A 20,528-nucleotide genomic window follows, 5' to 3' on the forward strand; every position below is an offset into this window, starting at 1 on the left:
GGCTAGACCCTCCGCTCCATCTCCACGGCATCGATCCCGGCGCCGTGGCCATTGGAAACGATCCGCGTCACCTGGAAGCCCAGGCCAGCATAGAAGCCCTGGGTGTGCTGGCTGGTACTGAGCGTGATGCGCTTGATCGAGGGATCCGCTTCGGCCTGGCGCAGGCGTGCCAGCGCCAGTTCCCGGCCCAGTCCATGCTGGTGCAGCGCGCGCTGTACCATGCCCCAGCAGAAACCGGCACTGCCGTCGCCGCGTCGCGACAGGCCGCCGCAGGCCACGATGCTGCCATCTCGTTCGATGACCTGGAATGCACAGTCCATGGCCTGTTCTTGCAGGAAGCGCTCAAAGTCGCTGCGCTCTTCGGGCGCGAAGTAGGTGGGTACGTTGCTGTCGAAAATCGACAAGCAAGCGCTGGCATCGGCGGGGCGGTAGAGGCGGAGGTTCATGGAAAATGCCTTGGCGTTGCCCGGGCGCATTTCAACCGTCCAGACGTTGTCCTTCTCAAGGGGGTATCGCGCGACGAGGCCGCAGGAGCCGCCGAAGTGCTCCAAGGTACATGGAGCGGAGTCGATCTTCTCACGGATGATTTCGCCCACCTCGAATGACTGTGCGGAACACAGGCGCCTGCACCAGGCGGGTGCGTCGGTGGCGGGTAGTGGCGAGGCGGATGCGGGCGCGATGGCGTGCAGCGGGGCGCGGCGGCTCTTGGGCTATGCTCTCGACACGTGGGACTGACCGCGCGGCAGGATCCGCCGGCCCCATTCGTCTTCCTGCCTGCAACGGAGCTGCCCAGCGATGCCCGACCCTTCTCTTTCCCGGACTGCCCAGGTCATGCGCGGTCTGCTGTTTGGCGCGGTGGGGCTGTTGATCCTTGCCGTGGCCGCCTTCGAAGTGACGCATCGCCTTGAGTTCCTGCAGATCGCGCATGCCGTCGATGGCCAGGTCGAGCGCCTGAACGCGGGCGGATCGCATCCGCAGATTGCGTTCACCACCGCGACCGGCCAACACGTCTCTTACCCGCAGGGCGGCATGATCTTCGGCTATGAGCCTGGACAGCCGGTACGCGTGCTGTACGATCCGACGCAACCGCGCCTGGAGCCGGTCCTGGATACGTTCGGTGCGCTGTGGGGAATGACGGTCGTGTGGATGCTGCTGGGGCTGGCGTTCGTCGGCGTCTGCGTGCGGGGACTGCTCCGGCGCAGGTGACTCGCAGCGGTCGCGCGCTGTCGCCGGGCGGACCGTTGGACCTGCCCCTGGCGGCAGAGCCTGTTCAGTCCGGTACCTAGCGCGCTTCCCGCCAGCCAAATAAAAAAAGCCGCCCAGTGGGCGGCTTCTTCATTTATCTGGCGGAGAGAGGGGGATTCGAACCCCCGAAGCGCGGTTTAGACGCTTACACACTTTCCAGGCGTGCTCCTTCAACCACTCGGACACCTCTCCGGATCCCTGCCATCGGCAAACGCCTCAGCAGGGGCGCAGATTCTAGCGGGCTGCGCGGCACTTCACAAGCACCCCGGCCAGGAACCCGCGAAAGATGTGCCGGAGGCGAGGGGGCTGGACAGGCATGGCACAATGGAACATCCGATGGAAAACGGTGGCCTGATGTCCTATCTCGTCCTTGCCCGCAAGTGGCGTCCAAAGCGTTTTGCCGAGCTGGTGGGCCAGGAACACGTGGTCCGTGCGCTCAGCAACGCGCTGGACAGCGGCCGGGTCCACCATGCGTTCCTGTTCACCGGCACCCGCGGCGTGGGCAAGACCACCATCGCGCGCATCTTCGCCAAGTCGCTGAACTGCGAACAGGGCACCAGTGCCGATCCCTGCGGCCAGTGTGCAGCCTGCCTGGATATCGACGCCGGCCGCTACATCGACCTGCTGGAAATCGACGCCGCGTCCAACACCGGCGTGGACGACGTGCGCGAGGTGATCGAGAACGCGCAGTACATGCCTTCGCGTGGCAAGTACAAGGTCTACCTGATCGACGAAGTGCACATGCTGTCCAAGGCGGCGTTCAATGCGCTGCTGAAGACGCTGGAAGAGCCGCCGGAGCACGTGAAGTTCCTGCTGGCCACCACCGATCCGCAGAAGCTGCCGGTCACCGTGCTCAGCCGCTGCCTGCAGTTCAACCTCAAGCGCCTGGACGAGGACCAGATCCAGGGCCAGATGACCCGCATCCTGGCGGCCGAGGAGATCGAGGCCGACGGCAGTGCCATCGTGCAGCTGGCCAAGGCCGCTGATGGCAGCCTACGGGATGGCCTGTCGCTGCTGGACCAGGCGATTGCCTATGCCGGCGGTGCGCTGCGCGAGGACGTGGTGCGTACCATGCTGGGCACGGTCGACCGCACCCAGGTGGCGGCGATGCTCGATGCGCTGGCTGACGGCGATGGCCCGCGCCTGCTGCAGGTGGTGGCCGCGCTGGCCGAATTCTCGCCGGACTGGAGTGGCGTGCTGGAAGCGCTGGCCGAAGGCCTGCACCGCATCCAGGTGCAGCAGCTGGTACCGGGTGCGGCCGTTGCCGAAGGCCTGGATGCCGCCGCATTCGCCGAGCGCCTGCGCCCGGAAGTGGTGCAGCTCTGGTACCAGATGGCCTTGAACGGCCGTCGTGACCTGCCGATGGCGCCGAGCCCGCGCGCGGGCTTCGAGATGGCCGTGCTGCGCATGCTGGCGTTCCGCCCGGCCGCGGCGGTCCCGCCGGTGCCGAAGTCGGTGGAGGGGGCAGGCAATGCGCCGGGTGGCAATGCTGCCGGTGGTGGCACCGGTGCGGGGACCCACGAAGCGACGCCGGCGACTGCCGCCGCTTCGGCAAGCCCGGCCGTGGTGGCGCAGGTGGCCGCTCCGGTGCAGGCCGCGCCGCGCGAACCTGAACCCGAACCTGAGCCGGCCCCGCAACCCGAACCGGACCCGACGCCGGAGCCCGAGCCGGTTCCGGTGGAAGAGCCGGTGTCACCGCCGCCGGTGAAGGCCGAAGCAGCGACGCCGCCGTCCGTTGAAACAGAAGTGGGCGACGACCTGCCGCCGTGGGCCACCGACGAAGCCGAGGCACGTGACGAGGCGCTGGCGGCCGAGATGGCTGGGCCGGAAGCTGCCATGGTGGCGCCCTGGCATGAGCCGCCGGCTCCCGTCGCGGCTCCCAGCGAGCCTGCACCGCCCGAGCGCCCGTTCCGCACTGAAGGCATTGCCATCGCGCCGGTCGAGCCGGCGCCAGTGCAGGAGAATGCGCCGCTGGAAGGTGTGAGCGACCTGGCCAGCGCCGAGGACTGGCTGGATCTGGTCGCCAACAGTGGCCTGAGCGGCCCGTCGCGGCAGCTGGCCGCCAACGCTGCCTTCATCAGTTGCCAGCACGGGACCTTGAAACTGGGCCTTTCGCCCGGATTTGAATACCTGCGCTCGGAGCGCGCGCTGGCCGCCCTGGGCGAGATGCTGGAGAAGGCCCTCGGCCAGGCGCCGAAGATCGTGGTCGAGACCGTGGAAACCGAACACGTTCCGGCCGAGACTCTGCACCAGCGTGCCGACCGCCAGCGTAGTGAGCGGCAGCAGGTGGCAGAGGCCGTTTTCATGGACGACCCGGAAGTGCAGGTGCTGATCCAACAGCACGGTGCCCGGGTTGTTTCCGATTCCATCCGTTCTTTTGACGAGTAAGACACCATGCGCGGAAACATCGCCCAACTGATGCAGCAGGCCCAGAAAATGCAGGAAAACCTGCAGAAGGCCCAGGAAGAAATCGCCAAGATCGAAGTGACCGGCAGCGCCGGCGGCGGCATGGTCAGCGTGACCCTGACCGGTGCCAAGGAATGCCGCAAGGTGCGCATCGACCCGTCGCTGACCAGCGACCCGGAGATGCTGGAAGACCTGATCGCCGCCGCCTTCAATGATGCCTCGAACAAGATCGATGCCGAGTCGAAGTCGAAGATGGGGTCGGCCACCGCCGGCATGCAGCTGCCGCCGGGCATGAAGCTGCCGTTCTGATTTCCCAGGGGGCGCCTGCCGCTGCAGGTGCCCGCTCCAACCCTCGGTCGAGCATGGTTCGACTCTACAGACAGCTGTCGAGCGTGCTCGACGCCATGAAAGCATGCCGCCGTGTCCGCACCCCTGCTTGAACAATTGATCGACGCATTGCGGGTGCTGCCTGGCGTCGGCCAGAAGACTGCACAGCGCATGGCCTATCACCTGCTCGAGCGCGAGCGCGAAGGTGGCCAGCGTCTGGCCGAGACACTGGCATTGGCGGTGGAGCGAATCGGCCACTGCGTGCAGTGCCGCGATTTCAGCGAAACCGAGCTGTGCCCGACCTGTGCCAACGGCAGCCGCGAGCGCAGCCAGCTGTGCGTGGTCGAATCGCCGGCCGACCGCCTGGCCATCGAGAACGCCACCGGCTTCCGCGGTGTCTACTTCGTGCTGCAGGGGCGGCTGTCGCCGCTCGATGGCATCGGCCCGCGCGAGCTGGGCCTGGAGCAATTGGAGCGACGGTTGGCCGAGGGCGAGGTGCAGGAGCTGATCATCGCCACCAGCGCCACTGTGGAGGGCGAGGCCACCGCGCATTACCTGGCGCAGCTGGCGCGCGCACGCAAGGTGCAGCCGAGCCGTTTGGCGCAGGGCCTGCCACTTGGCGGTGAACTCGAATACGTCGATCGCGGCACGCTCTCGCACGCGTTCGGAACGCGCAGCGAATTCCGCGATTGAATGCCGGCCGGGCATCCCCCGGCGCGGCCGGCCTACAATGCGGATGACATCCCCGCCGAGGCCGACCATGAGCAACGAAACCCTCTTCAGCAAGATCATCCGTCGCGAGATCCCGGCCACCATCGTCTATGAGGATGACGAGGTGCTGGGCTTCAAGGACATCGCACCGCAGGCACCGGTGCACGTGCTGTTCATTCCGAAGAACGAGATCATTCCGACCCTGGATGACCTGCAGCCGTCGCAGGCGCACCTGATCGGCAAGCTGGCGCTGGCTGCCGCCGAGTATGCGCGCCGCGAGGGCTTCGCACAGGACGGCTACCGTATCGTGATGAACTGCCGCGAGCATGCCGGACAGACCGTGTTCCATATCCACATGCACCTGCTGGCCGGTGCGCCGCTGGGGCATTTCGGTGCGCCTGGGCGTTGAAGCCCCTGTCCACGCCATGCGCGGATGAAAAAGGCCGCCCGAGGGCGGCCTTTTCCGTCATGCCTGTGCGGTGACGATCACCACCAGCCCCAGCGACCATAGCCGCCCCAGTACGGACCATACGGGCCCGGGCCCCACGGGCCATAGGGGTAGGGCACCACGTCGACCTGGCGCTGTTCCGGCCACAGGTAGATCACATCGGCCGACAGCTTGGGCAGGCGGTAGTCGTACTCGCCGATGCGGGTGTTCTGGTAGCCGTCGATCTTGCCGATGAAGGTCACGTCACGACCGGCTTCGAACACGGCCGGGTCGTAGAAGCCGGCACGGCAGGCGATGAAACGACCGTCGCTGGCGTCGGACGAGGTGGTGTTCGGGCGGCCACTGCCATTGAGCGGGCGCGAGATGATCTGGAAGCAGGTCTCGCCCTGGCCGGGCTTGGTTTCGATGATGCGACCGCCCCAACGGACCGGCGTGCCGACCTGCTGGGTAGCGACCGAGTCGCGCGGGGAGACCAGGCTGAACTGTCCCTGCAGCGGCTTGGGGGCCGTGGCGCAGGCCGACAGGGCCAGCGTGGCCACAGCGGTGAGAAGGAACTTGGTGTTCATGGGGAGGCTCCGGAAGTCGGGCGATGCCTGCGCAGGTCCCGCAATAATGAAGCGAGGTCGGTGCAAGTTCCAGCGTAGCGCGCGTCGGCGAAACGCTGGCTGAGTGCGAGCAGGGCCGGGTCAGGGCGCTGCCGGTGCACCCGCTGGGCCCAGTCCTGTGCGGTTTCGTGCGGTTCACGGGCCAGGCCGAGGCGGGCGTAGCGCCGTCCGAGCCGGTGCCAGGCGCGCAGCAGCGGGTCGCGTTCGCGCTCGCCACGGGCCAGCAGCCAGGCCATCCACGCCAAGGCCAGCATCGTTGCCACCACGAAGCCAGCGACAAGTTGCGTGGGGCCCAGATCATCCAGCCCGAACGGCGTGAGCAGTTGCTGCTGGCGGCGTGCATCGAATGACAGCACCAGGTCGTTCCAGCCGCGGCGCAGCCAGTCGCCCATCTGCCCCAGCTGCTGCCAGCGTTGCTGCAGTGGTGTGTCCGTACCGGCCTGCAGGCGGTCGTCCAGTGTGTCCAGGATGCGTTCCGGTGCCACGGCTGCGGTCGGGTCAACCCGTACCCAGCCGCGCTGCGGCAGCCATACCTCGGCCCAGGCATGGGCGTCCATCCGCCGCACGATCCAGTAGTCGCCAAGGCGGTTGTAGGTGCCGCCGGCAAAGCCGGTCACCACCCGTGCCGGGACGCCGGCGTTGCGCATCAACACCACGAAGGCCGAGCTGAAGTGTTCACAGAAGCCGGCCTTGTAGCCGAACAGGAACTCGTCGATCGGGTCGCGCCCTGCCGCAGGGGTGTCCAGCGTGTACGAGAAGTCGGTGGTGATCCACTGCAGCGCGCGGCGCACGATGGCCTCGTCATCGCTGCCAGCCTGCTGCCGCCATTGCTGCGCCAACGTGGCGGTGCGCGGGTTGAAGCCACTGGGCAACTGCAGCGCGGCCCGTCGCAGATAGGGTGACAGCGTGCTGTCGAAGCGTTGTGGTGGCGCCGAATGCAACCGCCAGCGGCTCAGCGACGCCAGTGACCGCTCGCTGCTCAGGCTCATGTCCGCATCCAGCGTGCTGCCTGCAGGCGCGCGGCTGGGCAGGTCCAGTGCCACCAGCTGGCGCCGGTCGGTGGGTTCGTAGTCGATCTGGTAGTCCCAGCCCTGCGTGCCGGCCTCGACCACGGCCGCCGGCCGTCGCTCGCTGGCGCGGTCACGTGTCCAGCGCCGGCCATCGAAGGCGGTCAGTACCGGTCCTCGCCAGTAGCGTTGCATCGGCTCGGGTACCGCGCCGAAGAACTGCACGCGCAGCGCCGGGCTGTCGTCGGCCATCAGGTCCAGCCACTGGCCGGGCTCCATGCTGTCGGACAACCCCGGCGTACCCACGGCGCGCTCGGGAACACCCCACAGTGGCGTGGCCAGGCGCGGGAACAGCCAGAAGCAGGCCAATGCCAGCGGCAGGCCGATCGCCAGCAGGCGGCCAACGCCGCGCAGCTGCCCTCGCAAGGGCAGCTGCGCGGCGTGGCCTTCATCCCCGGCCAGCCGTTGCAGGGCGAGCAGCGCGCTGATCCCCGCCAGTGCGGCCAACACCGTGGTCAGTGGTCCTTGGTCGAGCAGGAACGCCGCAAACGGGGAAAATAGCGCGAACCCGAGCAGGCTGCGGGCATCGCGCCGGCTGCGCAGTTCGCTGGACTTGATCGCCAGCATCGCTGCCAGCAGGGCGCAACCGGTATCGCGCCCAGGTCGGACCATCCCCATCTGCCAGGCGATGGCACCGAGCATGGCCAGCACCAGCAGCAGGCGCACCGGCATGGGCAGCACCTTCCGCCACGACAGGACCGCAGTCACGAGCGCTGCGGCCGCGATCACGCCCGCCAGCAGGGGCGGCAACTGCAGCAGCAACGGCAACAGCGCCAACGCCGCGCTGGCCAGGGTCCAGTTGCGGGCATTGCGGTCGAGCGCGGGCGTGGTCTCAGTCATGCGGCATCAATGCCAGTGCACGCAGGCACAGGTGGTGGTGGCTGGCGCCCTGGCCTGGCCCGAACGGCGGGTGTGCAGGCAGCAGCAGGGTGTAGCGGCGGCCTTCGCGCTCGGCCATGTCGACCCATCGCGCCAAACGCGCGATGCGTGCTTCATGGCCCAGCGGGGACAGCGTGCGCCAATCGAGGATGACTTCGATGCCAACCGGCTTTTCGTACTCGCGCACCAGCAGGCTGTCGCGGCGTGCCGAGTGCTTCCACGAAATGCTGCGTGGCGCATCGCCCGCACGATAGGGCCGTAGCTGATGCAGTTCCTCGCCACTGGCATGGGCGCGCGTGTGCAGCGGATCGTTGCCGCTTTCCGGCAGTGCAGGGGCCAGCGCCTCGGGTTGCGGATAGACCAGCAGCGGTTGTTCCGGCCACACCCACGACCATGCCCGCACCAGGCCCAGTGGCTGGGTGGTGGAGAGGCGGATGCGCGGGAGCTCCAGCCAGCCGCGGCGTTCGCTGGGAACCTGCAGCTCCACTTCACCGCGGCCGTGTGCAGGCAGCGAGGTCCAGGCTTCGCTGTCACCCACCTGCAGGTTCAGGCCGTGGCGTGCGCGCGGATCACGCAGTGACAGGTCCACGCGCAGGCGCAGTGGTTGCCCGGCAGGAACCGGCTCGGCGGAGATCGCGTCGATCTGTACGCCGGACAGCTGCAGGTGCGCGGCGATGGCGCTGGCGATCGCCGCTGCCGCCAGCAGCAGGGCCAGCAGCAACGCCGGGTTGTTGTTGTAGTTCAGTGCGCCCAGCAGCATCGCCGCCAGCAGCGCGGCGACGAACAGGCCGAAACGGGTGGGCAGCACGTAGATGCGATGGCGGTCCAGGCGCTGCGGCAGTGCTTCAGGCCTGCGCGGGCGTGCCAGCAGTTGCAGTCGTGCCCAGCGCGTGGCCACCCTCAGTCCACCGCAACGGTCTGCAGGATGGCCCGTGCCAGTGCCGGCCCCGAGCTGGACTCGGCTTCGGCCACGAGGCGATGACCGGCCACCGCCACGAACAGGGTCTGCACGTCCTCGGGCACCACGTGGCCGCGGCCCAGCAGAAGTGCATGCGCCCTGGCCGCGCGCAGCAGCGCAAGGCCGGCACGCGGTGACAGGCCCACGCGCACGCCGGCGTGCTGGCGGCTGCGGGTCAGCAGGGCCTGCACGTAGTCGACCAGTGCATCGCTGGCATGGACCTGGCTGACGGCTTCACGCAGCGCGCGTACCTGGGTGTCATCCAGCTTCGGTACGGCACGTGCGATCAGGTCGCGGCGGTCTGTACCTCGCAGCAGTTCGCGTTCGGCCTGCGCACTGGGGTAGCCCATCGCCAGGCGCAGCAGGAAACGATCCAGCTGCGAATCCGGCAGCGGGAAGGTACCGGACAGGTCCACCGGGTTCTGCGTGGCGATCACGAAGAACGGATCGGGCAGGGGATGGGTCTGCCCATCCAGGGTGACCTGCTGTTCGGCCATCGCCTCCAGCAGCGCGCTCTGCGTGCGCGGCGGCGCACGGTTGATCTCATCGGCCAGCAGCACGTGGGTGAACACCGGCCCCGGATGGAACTGGAACTGGCGGCTGCCGGCCTCGTATACCGAAACGCCCAGTACATCGGCGGGCAGCAGGTCGGAGGTGAACTGCACGCGCTGGAAACTGAGGCCCAGGCTGCTGGCCAACGCATGCGCCAGCGTGGTCTTGCCCAGGCCGGGCAGATCCTCGATCAGCAGATGGCCACCGGAAAGCAGGGCGACGAAAGCCAGCCTGACTTCCGGCACCTTGCCCAGCACCAGTGCGTTTACCTGATCCTGTGCCTCCCGCAGGGCCTGGCGCAGTTGATCGGTTAGCATGCTGGGATTGGGGGACGAGGCTGGCATGATCGTCTCAGGTCTGGAATCCATTCGATTATCCATAGAGCAATGCAGGGCGAACAGCGCGCGCGGACAATATTTCTCTGGTTATGGACGCTGGTCACAGCGGCCAAGCTGGTAGTGGCTGCGCGGCTGCCACTGTTTGTTGACGAGGCGTTCTATTGGCAGGAAGGCCAGCATCTGGCCGCTGCGTATTCGGACCTTCCCGGACTGACCGCGTGGTTGGCGCGCCTGGGTGTGGAGATCGGTGGCCAGCATGTGCTCGCGTTGCGCCTGCCGTTCCTGGCCATCGGCGCGCTGCTGCCGTTGCTGGTGGTGCGCACGGCCACGCGCTGGTTCGGCAATGTGGCCGGTTGGCAAGCGGGCAGCCTCACGCTGTTGATGCCGTTGTCGGCGACGCTGGGCCTGCTGGCGGTGCCGGATGTGCCCATGGCACTGGCCGCGGTGATCTGCCTGCACGCCGGTGCGCGGCTGCTGCACAACGTTGATGCATCGTCGGCGATGAAGCTTGCGCTGGGCCTGTCGATCGGTGCGCTCAGTCACTACCGTTTCATCGGTGTCATCGGCGTTGGCTTCATCGCGTTGCTGGCGCTGCCGCAGGGGCGGCGCATGCTGGCCGATCCGCGCGTATGGGTCGCGCTGGCGGTGGGCGTGCTGGCGTGGCTGCCGTTGCTGGCATGGAACGCGGACAACCACGACGCCGGCCTGAAGTTCCAGGTGGTCGAGCGCCATCCCTGGACGTTCGAATGGAACGGGCTGTGGTTCCTGGTGATCCAGCCCATGCTGGTCACCCCGATCCTGTGCATGGCGATGTGGAAGGTGGCGCTGGCCGGTACCCGCAGGGGCGGCGGCACGCGCGTGCAGTGGCGCTACTTCGGCCTGGTCGGGGGCGTATCCACGCTGGGCATCTTCCTGCTGGGCTTCTTCACCGACGTCGAGCGGATCAGTTTCCATTGGCCGCTGCCGGGCTACCTGGCCCTGCTGGTGGCGGTGCCGGTGGTGCTCAACGGCTGGCCACGCTGGCTGCGGCGCACCGGCTGGTGGCTGGCGGGCGCAGGCATGGTGCTGGCGTTCGGCTATTACCTGATGGCCTCCACGCCTGCGTTGCGCGAGCAGCTGGCAGGCAGCAAGTACTACCCGCGCAATTTCGCTGGCTGGCAGCCGTTGGCGATGGCGGTGCGCGAAGAGTTGCAGCAGATGCCGGCGGGCACGCGGGTGCTGGCGGGGAACTTCAAGGTGGGGGCCGAGCTGGGCTTCCAGCTCGGCAATGGCGATATCGAAGTGCTGCCGCATCCGCTCAACGACAAGCATGGGCGCACCGCGCAGCTGGCGCAGTGGGAACTGCTGCATGAGGGCAAGCGCTCGACGCCGATGCTGCTGGTGCTTTCACCCAGTGACCAGCGTTATCGCGATCTGCTGGCGCGCTATCACGCCATCTGCGGACAGGTGGGGCCGCTGCCGGCGCCGCGTGTGGTCAGCAGTGACCATGGTTTCCAGCGTTTCCTGCTGTTCCGGCTGCCGGCGCGGCGCGCGCCGGGGGCGTGCGTGACTCCGGCAATGGCATGGCTGGATACCCCTTCCAACGGCGAAAAGGTGTCTGGCACGCTGGCGATCAAGGGATGGGCGTTCAAGGATGGTGTCGGCCTGGCACGGGTTGAGGTGCTGGTCGATGGCCGCTCGATGGGGGATGCGCGCTATGGCCGCGCATTCGACGTGCGCCAGACCTGGCCGGACAGCACCGATCCGCAGCATCCGGCGGTGGGCTTCGATGCTTCATTGGACACTAGCACGCTGGCGCCGGGACGGCATTGGCTGGGCCTGCGCCTGCACGGTCGCGATGGCAGCGTGGAGGAATGGCAGGAGCAGCCGTTCGAGGTTCGCGGGCGCTGAGGCGGAGCGCGGTCCAGGTGGTCGCGCGCCAGGTTGGTTGGGTGCTCCATGTTGGTAGAGTCGACTGTTAGTCGACTGCTCTTCCAGCCGCCGGCAGAACCCCGCGCTGCGCGCGATGGTCGACTGACAGTCGACGCTACCCGGCTCAGGTCCTACCCGGCCCATGTCCGGCCTGTTTCCGCGATCGGTGCCGGCAGTCAGTGTGTCGCCTTCAGGGCACCGCGAACCCTGCCTGGCGCAGCAACCCGCACAGCGCGATCAGCGGCAGGCCGATCAGCGCGGTCGGGTCGCGGTTGTCGATCGCTTCGAACAGGCTGATGCCCAGGCCCTCGCACTTGAAGCTGCCGGCGCAGTCCAGGGGCTGTTCGGTGGTCACGTAGCGTGCGATCTCCTCATGGCCCAGCGCGCGGAAACGGACCTCGGTCAGATCCACGGCACTGAATGATTCTCCGTCTCGCGTGAGACTGATGGCGGTATGGAAGCGTACTGTCTGCCCGGACATCGCCGCCAGCTGCGCGCAGGCCGCCCCGGCCGTGCCCGGTTTGCCCAGCGGCCGCCCGTTCAGGTCCGCCACCTGGTCCGAGCCGATCACCCAGGCGCCGGGGTGGCGGGCGGCGACTTCGGTTGCCTTGGCCGTGGCAAGGCGCGTTGCAAGGGCCAGCGGCGTCTCACCGTTCAAAGGGGTTTCATCCACCTCCGGGCGCGCGCAGTCGAAGGGCAGGCCCAGCCGCTGCAGCAACTCGCGGCGGTAGCGGGAGGTGGAGGCCAGGACCAGTGACATGCGAGAATACCGGGGCAGGGTGCGGCAGTCTGGCCTGTGCGCAGCGCCAGCAGCAAGTGCTGTATGGCGGGCATTTGACAGCAGCCCCCCCGATCCTTAGTATTCAGCGGCTTATGTCCGCGAACGTGCCCGAATCGCTGGATGCTTGGCGGATGGTCGTAGCGCGAAGGCGCTTCGACGGCCAGGTCTCCCTGGCTGAATTGACCCGCCTGCAGGGGCTGGTCGCAGATACCGACGGCGAGTGTTCCTACTCGCTTGAATTCGGTCGCGACGAAGTCCTGCGGGTATCCTATGTGGAACTGACCATCGACACCGCGTTGCCGCTGACCTGTCAGCGCAGCATGCAGCGATTCCTGTTGCCGGTGAAGGTGACCCAGAGGCTTGGCCTGATCCGCGACGAGGACGAGGAATCGTCCCTGCCGGAGGAGTACGAGGCGTTGCTGGTGCCGGAAGACGGCCAGCTGCGTCCGCTGGACCTGGTCGAAGACGAGTTGGTGCTGGCGGTGCCGGTGGTACCGCTGTCGCCCGACGGTGAAGCAGTCGACAAGGACTGGGCGCCGAGCGAAGAAGAAACAAAGAAGGCCAATCCGTTCGCGGCATTGGCGGCATTGAAGAAACAATAGCAGCCGGATTGTCGTCGGCGGCTGCGGCGAAAGCGAAAGTGTGCTGGGCGCTGGCGTCCTGCGCGACGATACGACGAAGCAAAACGAACCGAGTTTGGAGCAATCCCATGGCTGTGCAGAAATCCCGTGTTACCCCGTCCCGCCGCGGCCAGCGCCGTTCGCATGACGCCCTGAGCGCCAAGCAGCTGTCGACCGACCCGACCACCGGCGAAGTGCACCTGCGTCACCACATCACTGCCGACGGTTTCTACCGCGGCAAGAAGGTCATCCAGACCAAGACCTCGGCCGTCGAAGAAGATTGATGTGCCGGGAAGGCCGCTGCCCCCGGGCAGCGGCCTTTGCCTTCTTTCCCGGGCGTGCCGGTGATCGGCGGCCCGCGCAACAGGAAACATGATGAGCAAGCGGATCTATTCGAGGATCGCGGGCACCGGTAGCTATTTGCCGGAAAAAGTCCTGACCAACGCCGACCTGGAAAAAATGGTCGAAACCTCGGATGAGTGGATCCAGTCGCGCACCGGAATTCGTGAACGGCACATCGCGGCCGAAGGCGAAACCACCAGCGACCTCGGCTACCAGGCCGCGTTGCGCGCACTTGAAGCGGCCGGTATCGACGCTTCGCAGCTCGACATGATCGTGGTCGGTACGACCACGCCCGATCTCATTTTCCCCTCCACCGCGTGCCTGATCCAGGCCAAGCTCGGTGTTGCGGGGTGCCCTGCCTTTGACGTCAACGCCGCCTGCTCGGGCTTCGTGTTCGCGCTGGGCGTGGCCGACAAGTTCATCCGTTCCGGCGACTGCAGGCACGTGCTGGTGATCGGCACCGAAACGCTGACCCGCATGGTCGACTGGAACGATCGCACCACCTGCGTGCTGTTCGGCGATGGCGCCGGCGCCGTCGTGCTCAAGGCCGACGAGGAAACCGGCATCCTCAGTACCCACCTGCATGCCGACGGCAGCAAGAAGGAGCTGCTGTGGAACCCGGTGGGCGTCTCGACCGGCTTCAAGGACGGCGCCAACGGTGGTGGCACCATCAACATGAAGGGCAACGACGTGTTCAAGTACGCCGTCAAGGCGCTGGACTCGGTCGTGGACGAGACCCTGGCTGCCAATGGCCTGGACAAGTCCGACCTGGATTGGCTGATTCCGCACCAGGCCAACCTGCGCATCATCGAAGCCACCGCCAAGCGCCTGGACATGTCGATGGACCAGGTGGTGGTGACTGTCGACAAGCACGGCAACACCTCGTCCGGCTCGGTGCCGCTGGCGCTGGACGCCGCGGTGCGTTCGGGCCGCGTCGGGCGCGGCCAGCTGCTGCTGCTGGAAGCCTTCGGCGGCGGCTTCACGTGGGGTTCGGCCCTGCTGCGCTATTGATAGTGCAAGTTACGACAATGTGAAGTTTTGTCGTTACGGCCCCTCTGGGGCCGTAACGCGTTTAAAGGAGTACACGTCATGGTTGAGCCCATCGTCATCGAAGGGCAGCGCGCCTGGCTGAAGCAGTACGGCAAGGGAAGCCGCGCAGTGGCCCTGGGCCTGCTCAATTTCGTTGCCCGTCGTTTCCATCTGGACGCCCTGCGGCCACCGCCGCACCGTGGTGGTGATGCCGCGCGAGAAACCGAAGCCCGTCGCCTGGGAGAACTGCAGGCGCAGGGCGTGAACGTGCCCGACGTGCTGGGCACCGGCCATGCCGCGCTGGTGATCGGCGACAACGGCAATTCGTTCAATACCTGCCTGCGCCAGGCCGATGAGGCCGGTCGCGACCGGCTGGTGATGGCGGCGATGCAGGCCATCGCCGAGGCGCATGGACGCGGCGCGTATTTCGGCCAGCCGCTGCCGCGCAACCTCACCTGGGATGGGCAGCAGGTGGGCTTCATCGACTTCGAGGAAGATCCGCTGGAAGTGATGGATCTGTCCGAAGCGCAGGCCCGCGACTGGCTGATGTTCGGCTACGGCGTGGCCAAGTACTACGCCGACCGCCCGGAGCAGCTGCAGGCGATGATGGCCGAGGCGATGGGCGATGCCCAGGCGCCGGTGCGCGAGCACGTGCACGCAGTCAGTGGCCGCCTGCGCAGCCTGGCCCGGGTCTGCATGAAGCTGGGCCGCTCAGCGCGCGCGCTGGCCCATTCCATCTTCATTGCCCACGGCGCCAGCACCGCCGGCGTGCTGCTGCTGGTCGGCCTGTGCGTGGATTTCCTCGCCGACGGCGACCTGGACGTCCTGCAACTGTTCTGCTGATGGCAGGTTCGCGCTGCTGGCAGGTTGGCGCTGCGGTAGAGTCGACTGTCAGTCGACTTCCGCGCGCAGCGCGGGTTTTCAGCGGCTGATCGAAGGGCAGTCGACTGACAGTCGACTCTACCTGGGCGGGGACACCGCGCCGGATGCCGGGTTGTCCCGCGGCCGCGCTCCATACGCGTGCATACGCGCACGTACAGACGACACGGCATGTTCCCCCTTATCATGGGCCGCTTCGATTGCAACAAGCGGATGACCGCGTGACCGTATCCACCCTCGCTTTTGTCTTCCCCGGCCAGGGCTCGCAGTCTGTGGGCATGGTGGCCGAGCTGGCCGAACTGCACCCGCAGGTGCGGGACGCCTTCACCGAGGCATCCGATGGTGCCGGCGTCGACCTGTGGGCGCTGTCCCAGGGCGGCCCGGAGGAAATGCTCAACCGTACCGAATACACCCAGCCGGCCCTGCTGGCCGCAAGCATCGGCGTGTGGCGCGCCTGGAACGCCGTCGGCGGTCCGCGTCCGTCGGTGCTGGCCGGTCACAGCCTGGGCGAATACACCGCACTGGTTGCCGCTGGCGCGCTGAGCCTGCATGACGGTGCGCACCTGGTGCGCCTGCGCGGCCAGCTGATGCAGGAAGCCGCTCCGGCTGGCGTCGGCGCCATGGCTGCGGTGCTTGGCGCCGAGGACCAGCTGGTGCTGGACGTCTGCGCCGAAGCCGCAGGCAGCCAGGTGGTGGTGCCGGCCAACTTCAACTCGCCCGGCCAGATCGTGATCGGTGGCGACGCCGATGCAGTCGACCGCGCGCTGGCGCTGCTGGCCGGGAAGGGCGTGCGCAAGGCGGTCAAGCTGGCCGTCAGCGTGCCCTCGCATACCCCGCTGATGCGCGAAGCCGCCAACCGCCTGGCCGAAGTGATGGCCGGCCTGAACTGGCACGCGCCGCAGCTGCCGGTGGTGCAGAACGTCGATGCCCAGGTCCATGACGGCATTGACGCGATCCGCACCGCACTGGTGCAGCAGTTGTACCAGCCGGTGCAGTGGACCGGTTGCGTGCAGGCGTTGGCCGCCCGTGGCATCACCCAGGTTGCCGAGTGCGGCCCGGGCAAGGTGCTGACTGGCCTGGTCAAGCGCATCGACAAGGCCATCGATGGCCGTTCACTGGCCACGCCGGGCGACTTCGAAGGCGCCCGCGAGGCATGGTCGGCCTGATACCCCCTGTTCTGCCGACCGTACCGGTGGCCGCTGCAAGCGGCACGGGTGCGGCGGCCGCCCCAGCCTGAGGAAAACATCATGAGCAAGCCCCTGCAGGGTGAAATCGCACTGGTCACCGGCGCCAGCCGTGGCATTGGTGCCGCCATCGCCGATCTTCTGGCCGCCCAGGGCGCCACCGTGATCGGTACCGCCACCACCGAATCCGGTGCCGCTGCGATCGGTGAACGCCTGGCCGCCCACGGTGGCCACGGCCGCGCACTGAACGTGACCGACGCTGCCGCGCTGGACGGCGTGCTGGACGGCATCGCCAAGGAATTCGGCCCGATCTCGATCCTGGTCAACAACGCCGGCATCACCCGCGACAATCTGCTGATGCGCATGAAGGATGAGGACTGGGCGTCGATCATCGACACCAACCTGACCAGCGTGTTCCGCACCAGCAAGGCGGTGATGCGCGGCATGATGAAGGCGCGCAAGGGCCGCATCATCAACATCGCATCGGTGGTGGGCGTGACCGGCAATGCCGGCCAGGCCAACTACGCGGCCGCCAAGGCCGGCATCATCGGCTTCAGCAAGTCGCTGGCCAAGGAAATCGGTTCGCGCGGTGTCACCGTCAATGTGGTCGCTCCTGGCTTCATCGACACCGACATGACCAAGGCGTTGCCGGAAGAAGCGCGTACCGCGCTGATCAACAGCATCGCCCTCGAACGCCTGGGTTCGCCGGAAGACATCGCCCATGCGGTGGCCTTCCTGGCCAGCCCGGCTGCCGGTTACATCACCGGCGAAACCCTCCATGTGAACGGCGGCATGTACATGCCGTAAGCAAGGGGCGCAGGGATTGCGCCGCAAGTGGTTGATCTGCTGAGGTTTTTGCTGCAATGCAAGGCCGCGCCGGTTTCCACTACACTATCCCACGGCCATCGCCTTTGATGGCGACCACTTTTGAACCACAACTCCATCTGGAGCGAGATCCCATGAGCACCATCGAAGAACGCGTCAAGAAAATCGTCGTCGAACAGCTTGGCGTCAAGGAAGAAGAAGTCACCAACAGCGCATCGTTCGTCGATGACCTGGGCGCTGACTCGCTGGACACCGTCGAGCTGGTGATGGCCCTGGAAGAAGAATTCGAGTGCGAGATCCCGGACGAAGAGGCCGAGAAGATCAGCACCGTGCAGGCCGCCATCGACTACGTCAAGGCCCACGTCAAGGCCTGATGTCAGACGGCAGTGCGCGCGCGGGTTGATCCTCGCCGCGCACCGCACCCCATGGGGCCGCTGTTGCGGCCCCGTGTGTTTGGGCATCACATCGAAGCAAACCGAGTTACCCGCAGAAATCATCCGGGTCAGGAGAAACAGCAATGAAGCGTCGCGTCGTCGTAACCGGCCTGGGTATCGTCTCGCCGTTGGGCAATGATCTGGCCAGCAGCTGGGAAGGCATCACCCATGGTCGTTCGGGCATCGGTCCGCTGACCAACGTTTCTGATGCCTACCTGGACCGGTTCACCACCAAGATTGCAGGTGAGGTCAAGGGATTCGACATCACCGCCGACAATGAACTGTTCGGCAAATTCCGGGTCAGCGGCAAGGATGCCAAGAAGATGGACCCGTTCATCCATTACGGCCTCGGTGCCTCGTTCATGGCCCTGCACGACTCGGGCCTGGAGATCACCGACGCCAATGCCGAGCGCATCGGCGCCATCGTCGGCGCCGGCATCGGCGGCCTGCTTGGCATCGAAGAGCAGACCATCGAGTTCCACGAGGGCAAGAAGATCTCGCCCTTCTACGTGCCCAAGACCATCATCAACATGCTGCCGGGCCAGCTGAGCATCATCACCGGCCTGAAGGGTCCGTCGTTCTCGGCGGTCTCGGCGTGCGCGACCTCGAACCATTCGATCGGTACCGCGATGCGCATGATCCAGTACGGCGATGCCGACGTGATGGTGGTCGGTGGTGCCGAGCGTGGCTCGTCGCCGACCGCCGTGGGCGGTTTCTGCGCGATGAAGGCCATGAGCACCCGCAACGATGCTCCGGAACAGGCCTCGCGCCCGTGGGACAAGGACCGTGACGGCTTCGTGCTGGGCGACGGCGCCGGCATCCTGATCCTGGAAGAGTACGAGCACGCCAAGGCCCGTGGTGCGAAGATCTATTGCGAACTGGCCGGCTTCGGCGCCAGCTCCGACGCTTACCACATGACCGCGCCGAGCGAGAACGGCGAAGGCGCCGCGCGCTGCATGGTCATGGCCATGAAGGACGCCGGCGTGAGCCCGGAGCAGGTGGGTTACCTCAACGCGCACGGCACCTCCACGCCGCTGGGCGATCTGGGCGAGACCATGGCGATGAAGACCGCCTTCGGCGACCACGCCTACAAGATGATGGTCAGCTCCACCAAGTCGATGACCGGCCACCTGCTGGGCGCTGCCGGCGGCGTGGAAGCGATCTTCTCGGTGATGGCGCTGCAGGACAACGTCATCCCGCCGACCATCAACCTGCAGCAGCCGGGCGAAGGCTGCGACCTGGACTACGTGCCCAACGAAGCACGCCAGGCCAAGGTGGACGTGGTGATGTCCAATGGCTTCGGCTTCGGCGGCACCAACGGCACGCTGATCTTCAAGCGCGTCTGACCGGTGCGGTAGGTTGTAGAGTCGACTGTTAGTCGACTGCCTTTCGATCCGCCGCGGTGATCGTTGATGGGAAAGCAGTCGACTGACAGTCGACTCTACCCATCGGCAATCCGACAAACGGATCAACGCCGTGCACCACGGAGCCGCCGCAAGGCGGCTTCCGTGCATCTGAACTCCCGAACTGGCTGCCATGACCCACGCACCGCTGATCCACCCGCTGCCGCACCCGATCGATCTGCTGGCCCTGCAGCAGCACGACCCGGCGCGCTTCCCGCTGCTGATGGAATCCACCGCCTCGGGCACCGCCCAGGGCCGCTGGAGCCTGCTGCTGGTCGCGCAGGGCGATGGCCTGCGGCTGGATGCCGACGGCCAGGTGCGCGACCAGCACGACCTGGTGCAGCCCGGCACGTTCCTGCAGGCACTGGATCGCGCCTGGCAGCATGAGCGCCTGCCGCATGACGGCAGCCACAGCCTGCCGTTCCGCGGCGGCTGGGCGTTGATGCTCGATTACGAAGTGGCCAGCCAGATCGAACCAGTGCTGCCAGCGCGTGCTCGCGGGGATGGTCGCCCGACCGCGCTGGCGCTGCGCTGCCCGGCGGCGGTGCTGCATGACCACCACAACGATGCCAGCTTCGTCATCGCCGAAGCCGGCGAGCAGGCGTTGCTGGATGCGCTGGTGGCACTGGCCTCGGCCGTGCTGCCCGAAGCCGGGCTGGGCTGGCAGCCACCGCAGGCGGTCGGCGAGGACGCGCCGCAGCGTTTCACCGATGGCGTGCGTCGGGTGATCGAGTACCTGCGCGCCGGCGACGTGTTCCAGGTGAACCTGTCGCGGCGCTGGAGCGCGCAGTTCGCTGCGCCGGTCAGCCCGCAGGCGCTGTACGCACAGCTGCGTCGTGCCAACCCGGCGCCGTTTGCCGGCCTGTTCAGCGCGCACGGCCGCCATGTGGTCAGTTCCTCGCCGGAGCGGCTGGTGTCGGTGCACGCCGGCCATGCGCAGACCCGTCCGATTGCCGGTACCCGTCCACGCTTCGAAGGCGACGACGATGCCGCGCGCATCCAGGAACTGGTCGGCCACCCCAAGGAGCGCGCCGAGCACGTGATGCTGATCGACCTGGAGCGCAACGACCTGGGCCGCATCTGCCTGCCGGGCACCGTGGTGGTCGATGAGCTGATGACCGTGGAGAGCTACGCGCACGTGCACCACATCGTCAGCAACGTCAGCGGCCATCTGCGCCCGGAGGTCACGCCCGGCGAGGTGATCGCCGCCACGTTCCCGGGTGGCACCATCACCGGCTGCCCGAAGGTGCGCTGCATGCAGATCATCAGCGAGCTGGAGCAGGTGCCGCGCGGTGCCTATACCGGCGCGTTCGGCTGGCTGAACCGCGATGGCGACCTGGACCTGAACATCCTGATCCGTACCGCCGAAGTGGATGGCCACGAGGTGAGCTTCCGCACCGGCGCCGGCATCGTGGTCGATTCGGACCCGGACAAGGAGCTGGACGAGACCCGTGCCAAGGCCCGCGGCCTGCTGCGCGCACTGGGCCAGCAGGGGTAGTGCCGGCCGCTGGCCGGCAACCTCATTCGTCCACGATCCACGCGATTGCCGGCCAGCGGCCGGCACTACCGGTACCGGCGGGTGCC

Annotated in this window: 21 protein-coding genes and 1 tRNA gene; 15 read left to right on the forward strand and 7 right to left on the reverse strand. The window is 67.1% G+C overall.

Annotation, left to right across the window (positions count from 1 at the left end):
• Positions 1-2 precede the first annotated feature (2 nt).
• Positions 3-446 carry a GNAT family N-acetyltransferase gene (locus AC5P99_RS10355; protein WP_049451108.1) on the reverse strand — a complete coding sequence of 148 codons (444 nt, stop codon included), beginning with the start codon at positions 444-446 and terminating at the stop codon, positions 3-5.
• 349 nt (positions 447-795) lie between these two features.
• Here AC5P99_RS10355 and AC5P99_RS10360 point away from each other — a divergent pair, with 349 nt between their 5' ends.
• A complete protein-coding gene (locus AC5P99_RS10360) occupies positions 796-1,206 on the forward strand; it encodes a DUF3592 domain-containing protein (RefSeq protein ID WP_275043323.1) in 411 nt (136 codons plus the stop codon).
• Positions 1,207-1,344: 138 nt separating this feature from the next.
• Here the strand turns inward: AC5P99_RS10360 and AC5P99_RS10365 are convergent.
• A tRNA-Ser gene (locus tag AC5P99_RS10365) sits at positions 1,345-1,437 on the reverse strand.
• Positions 1,438-1,599: 162 nt separating this feature from the next.
• Between AC5P99_RS10365 and dnaX the strand changes: the two genes are divergently transcribed.
• The 4 genes from dnaX to AC5P99_RS10385 all read left to right on the forward strand — a co-directional run bounded on the left by dnaX (position 1,600) and on the right by AC5P99_RS10385 (position 5,098).
• Positions 1,600-3,633, forward strand: coding sequence for a DNA polymerase III subunit gamma/tau (gene dnaX / locus AC5P99_RS10370; RefSeq protein WP_049451114.1), 2,034 nt, complete (start codon positions 1,600-1,602; stop codon positions 3,631-3,633).
• Between the two features lie 6 nt (positions 3,634-3,639).
• On the forward strand, positions 3,640-3,960 hold the full coding sequence (locus AC5P99_RS10375; RefSeq protein WP_005408298.1) for a YbaB/EbfC family nucleoid-associated protein: 321 nt from the start codon (positions 3,640-3,642) through the stop codon (positions 3,958-3,960).
• 111 nt (positions 3,961-4,071) lie between these two features.
• Positions 4,072-4,671, forward strand: coding sequence for a recombination mediator RecR (gene recR, locus AC5P99_RS10380; RefSeq protein WP_005408299.1), 600 nt, complete (start codon positions 4,072-4,074; stop codon positions 4,669-4,671).
• A gap of 67 nt (positions 4,672-4,738) precedes the next feature.
• Entirely contained in the window at positions 4,739-5,098 is a 360-nt protein-coding gene (locus tag AC5P99_RS10385) for a histidine triad nucleotide-binding protein (RefSeq protein ID WP_005408300.1), read from the forward strand.
• Positions 5,099-5,175: 77 nt separating this feature from the next.
• Here AC5P99_RS10385 and AC5P99_RS10390 read toward each other — a convergent pair whose 3' ends face one another.
• Genes AC5P99_RS10390 through AC5P99_RS10405 form a run of 4 tightly spaced genes read right to left on the reverse strand, consistent with a single transcriptional unit; the run spans position 5,176 to position 9,542 of the window.
• Complete coding sequence (locus tag AC5P99_RS10390; protein WP_005408301.1) at positions 5,176-5,703, reverse strand: Slp family lipoprotein; 528 nt, start codon at positions 5,701-5,703, stop codon at positions 5,176-5,178.
• The gene (locus tag AC5P99_RS10395; protein WP_049451101.1) at positions 5,700-7,649 is read right to left on the reverse strand and encodes a transglutaminase TgpA family protein; all 1,950 of its coding nucleotides are present in this window, start codon (positions 7,647-7,649) and stop codon (positions 5,700-5,702) included. Before AC5P99_RS10395 ends, AC5P99_RS10390 begins: the two co-directional genes overlap by 4 nt.
• Positions 7,642-8,586, reverse strand: a complete 945-nt coding sequence (locus AC5P99_RS10400; RefSeq protein ID WP_495213125.1) for a DUF58 domain-containing protein — start codon at positions 8,584-8,586, stop codon at positions 7,642-7,644. Before AC5P99_RS10400 ends, AC5P99_RS10395 begins: the two co-directional genes overlap by 8 nt.
• Before the next feature lie 2 nt (positions 8,587-8,588).
• The gene (locus tag AC5P99_RS10405; protein ID WP_005408304.1) at positions 8,589-9,542 is read right to left on the reverse strand and encodes an AAA family ATPase; all 954 of its coding nucleotides are present in this window, start codon (positions 9,540-9,542) and stop codon (positions 8,589-8,591) included.
• A 42-nt stretch (positions 9,543-9,584) separates the two neighbouring features.
• Between AC5P99_RS10405 and AC5P99_RS10410 the strand changes: the two genes are divergently transcribed.
• Positions 9,585-11,426 (forward strand): glycosyltransferase family 39 protein, encoded by a 1,842-nt coding sequence (locus AC5P99_RS10410; RefSeq protein ID WP_049451099.1) that lies wholly within the window; start codon positions 9,585-9,587, stop codon positions 11,424-11,426.
• Positions 11,427-11,637: 211 nt separating this feature from the next.
• On the opposite strand, the gene AC5P99_RS10415 is transcribed toward AC5P99_RS10410, so the two are convergent.
• A complete protein-coding gene (locus tag AC5P99_RS10415; RefSeq protein WP_049451098.1) occupies positions 11,638-12,207 on the reverse strand; it encodes a Maf family protein in 570 nt (189 codons plus the stop codon).
• A 113-nt stretch (positions 12,208-12,320) separates the two neighbouring features.
• Here AC5P99_RS10415 and AC5P99_RS10420 point away from each other — a divergent pair, with 113 nt between their 5' ends.
• The 9 genes from AC5P99_RS10420 to AC5P99_RS10460 all read left to right on the forward strand — a co-directional run bounded on the left by AC5P99_RS10420 (position 12,321) and on the right by AC5P99_RS10460 (position 20,442).
• Positions 12,321-12,830 carry a YceD family protein gene (locus AC5P99_RS10420; protein WP_012479287.1) on the forward strand — a complete coding sequence of 170 codons (510 nt, stop codon included), beginning with the start codon at positions 12,321-12,323 and terminating at the stop codon, positions 12,828-12,830.
• A gap of 107 nt (positions 12,831-12,937) precedes the next feature.
• Positions 12,938-13,132 (forward strand): 50S ribosomal protein L32, encoded by a 195-nt coding sequence (rpmF, locus tag AC5P99_RS10425; protein ID WP_005408308.1) that lies wholly within the window; start codon positions 12,938-12,940, stop codon positions 13,130-13,132.
• Between the two features lie 91 nt (positions 13,133-13,223).
• Positions 13,224-14,201 carry a beta-ketoacyl-ACP synthase III gene (locus AC5P99_RS10430; RefSeq protein ID WP_088436031.1) on the forward strand — a complete coding sequence of 326 codons (978 nt, stop codon included), beginning with the start codon at positions 13,224-13,226 and terminating at the stop codon, positions 14,199-14,201.
• A 78-nt stretch (positions 14,202-14,279) separates the two neighbouring features.
• A complete protein-coding gene (locus tag AC5P99_RS10435) occupies positions 14,280-15,062 on the forward strand; it encodes a BUD32 family EKC/KEOPS complex subunit (RefSeq protein WP_088436030.1) in 783 nt (260 codons plus the stop codon).
• A gap of 257 nt (positions 15,063-15,319) precedes the next feature.
• Positions 15,320-16,264 carry an ACP S-malonyltransferase gene (gene fabD / locus AC5P99_RS10440; protein WP_049444071.1) on the forward strand — a complete coding sequence of 315 codons (945 nt, stop codon included), beginning with the start codon at positions 15,320-15,322 and terminating at the stop codon, positions 16,262-16,264.
• An 81-nt stretch (positions 16,265-16,345) separates the two neighbouring features.
• Positions 16,346-17,089 (forward strand): 3-oxoacyl-ACP reductase FabG, encoded by a 744-nt coding sequence (fabG, locus tag AC5P99_RS10445; RefSeq protein ID WP_088436029.1) that lies wholly within the window; start codon positions 16,346-16,348, stop codon positions 17,087-17,089.
• A gap of 152 nt (positions 17,090-17,241) precedes the next feature.
• Entirely contained in the window at positions 17,242-17,481 is a 240-nt protein-coding gene (gene acpP, locus AC5P99_RS10450) for an acyl carrier protein (protein ID WP_005408313.1), read from the forward strand.
• A gap of 143 nt (positions 17,482-17,624) precedes the next feature.
• Complete coding sequence (gene fabF, locus AC5P99_RS10455) at positions 17,625-18,887, forward strand: beta-ketoacyl-ACP synthase II (protein WP_049444073.1); 1,263 nt, start codon at positions 17,625-17,627, stop codon at positions 18,885-18,887.
• 190 nt (positions 18,888-19,077) lie between these two features.
• The gene (locus AC5P99_RS10460; protein ID WP_088436028.1) at positions 19,078-20,442 is read left to right on the forward strand and encodes an aminodeoxychorismate synthase component I; all 1,365 of its coding nucleotides are present in this window, start codon (positions 19,078-19,080) and stop codon (positions 20,440-20,442) included.
• Positions 20,443-20,528: the final 86 nt, after the last annotated feature.

The organism is Stenotrophomonas sp. YJH_SMC_80 (assembly GCF_059372495.1).

Excerpts from the sequence above, each read along its gene's own strand:
- AC5P99_RS10355 (WP_049451108.1), bottom strand. The coding sequence starts at position 446 with ATGAACCTCCGCCTCTACCGCCCCGCCGATGCCAGCGCTTGCTTGTCG.
- AC5P99_RS10360 (WP_275043323.1), top strand. The coding sequence starts at position 796 with ATGCCCGACCCTTCTCTTTCCCGGACTGCCCAGGTCATGCGCGGTCTG.
- dnaX (WP_049451114.1), top strand. The coding sequence starts at position 1,600 with ATGTCCTATCTCGTCCTTGCCCGCAAGTGGCGTCCAAAGCGTTTTGCC.
- AC5P99_RS10375 (WP_005408298.1), top strand. The coding sequence starts at position 3,640 with ATGCGCGGAAACATCGCCCAACTGATGCAGCAGGCCCAGAAAATGCAG.
- AC5P99_RS10385 (WP_005408300.1), top strand. The coding sequence starts at position 4,739 with ATGAGCAACGAAACCCTCTTCAGCAAGATCATCCGTCGCGAGATCCCG.
- AC5P99_RS10390 (WP_005408301.1), bottom strand. The coding sequence starts at position 5,703 with ATGAACACCAAGTTCCTTCTCACCGCTGTGGCCACGCTGGCCCTGTCG.
- AC5P99_RS10395 (WP_049451101.1), bottom strand. The coding sequence starts at position 7,649 with ATGACTGAGACCACGCCCGCGCTCGACCGCAATGCCCGCAACTGGACC.
- AC5P99_RS10405 (WP_005408304.1), bottom strand. The coding sequence starts at position 9,542 with ATGCCAGCCTCGTCCCCCAATCCCAGCATGCTAACCGATCAACTGCGC.
- AC5P99_RS10410 (WP_049451099.1), top strand. The coding sequence starts at position 9,585 with ATGCAGGGCGAACAGCGCGCGCGGACAATATTTCTCTGGTTATGGACG.
- AC5P99_RS10415 (WP_049451098.1), bottom strand. The coding sequence starts at position 12,207 with ATGTCACTGGTCCTGGCCTCCACCTCCCGCTACCGCCGCGAGTTGCTG.
- AC5P99_RS10420 (WP_012479287.1), top strand. The coding sequence starts at position 12,321 with ATGTCCGCGAACGTGCCCGAATCGCTGGATGCTTGGCGGATGGTCGTA.
- rpmF (WP_005408308.1), top strand. The coding sequence starts at position 12,938 with ATGGCTGTGCAGAAATCCCGTGTTACCCCGTCCCGCCGCGGCCAGCGC.
- AC5P99_RS10430 (WP_088436031.1), top strand. The coding sequence starts at position 13,224 with ATGAGCAAGCGGATCTATTCGAGGATCGCGGGCACCGGTAGCTATTTG.
- AC5P99_RS10435 (WP_088436030.1), top strand. The coding sequence starts at position 14,280 with ATGGTTGAGCCCATCGTCATCGAAGGGCAGCGCGCCTGGCTGAAGCAG.
- fabG (WP_088436029.1), top strand. The coding sequence starts at position 16,346 with ATGAGCAAGCCCCTGCAGGGTGAAATCGCACTGGTCACCGGCGCCAGC.
- acpP (WP_005408313.1), top strand. The coding sequence starts at position 17,242 with ATGAGCACCATCGAAGAACGCGTCAAGAAAATCGTCGTCGAACAGCTT.
- fabF (WP_049444073.1), top strand. The coding sequence starts at position 17,625 with ATGAAGCGTCGCGTCGTCGTAACCGGCCTGGGTATCGTCTCGCCGTTG.
- AC5P99_RS10460 (WP_088436028.1), top strand. The coding sequence starts at position 19,078 with ATGACCCACGCACCGCTGATCCACCCGCTGCCGCACCCGATCGATCTG.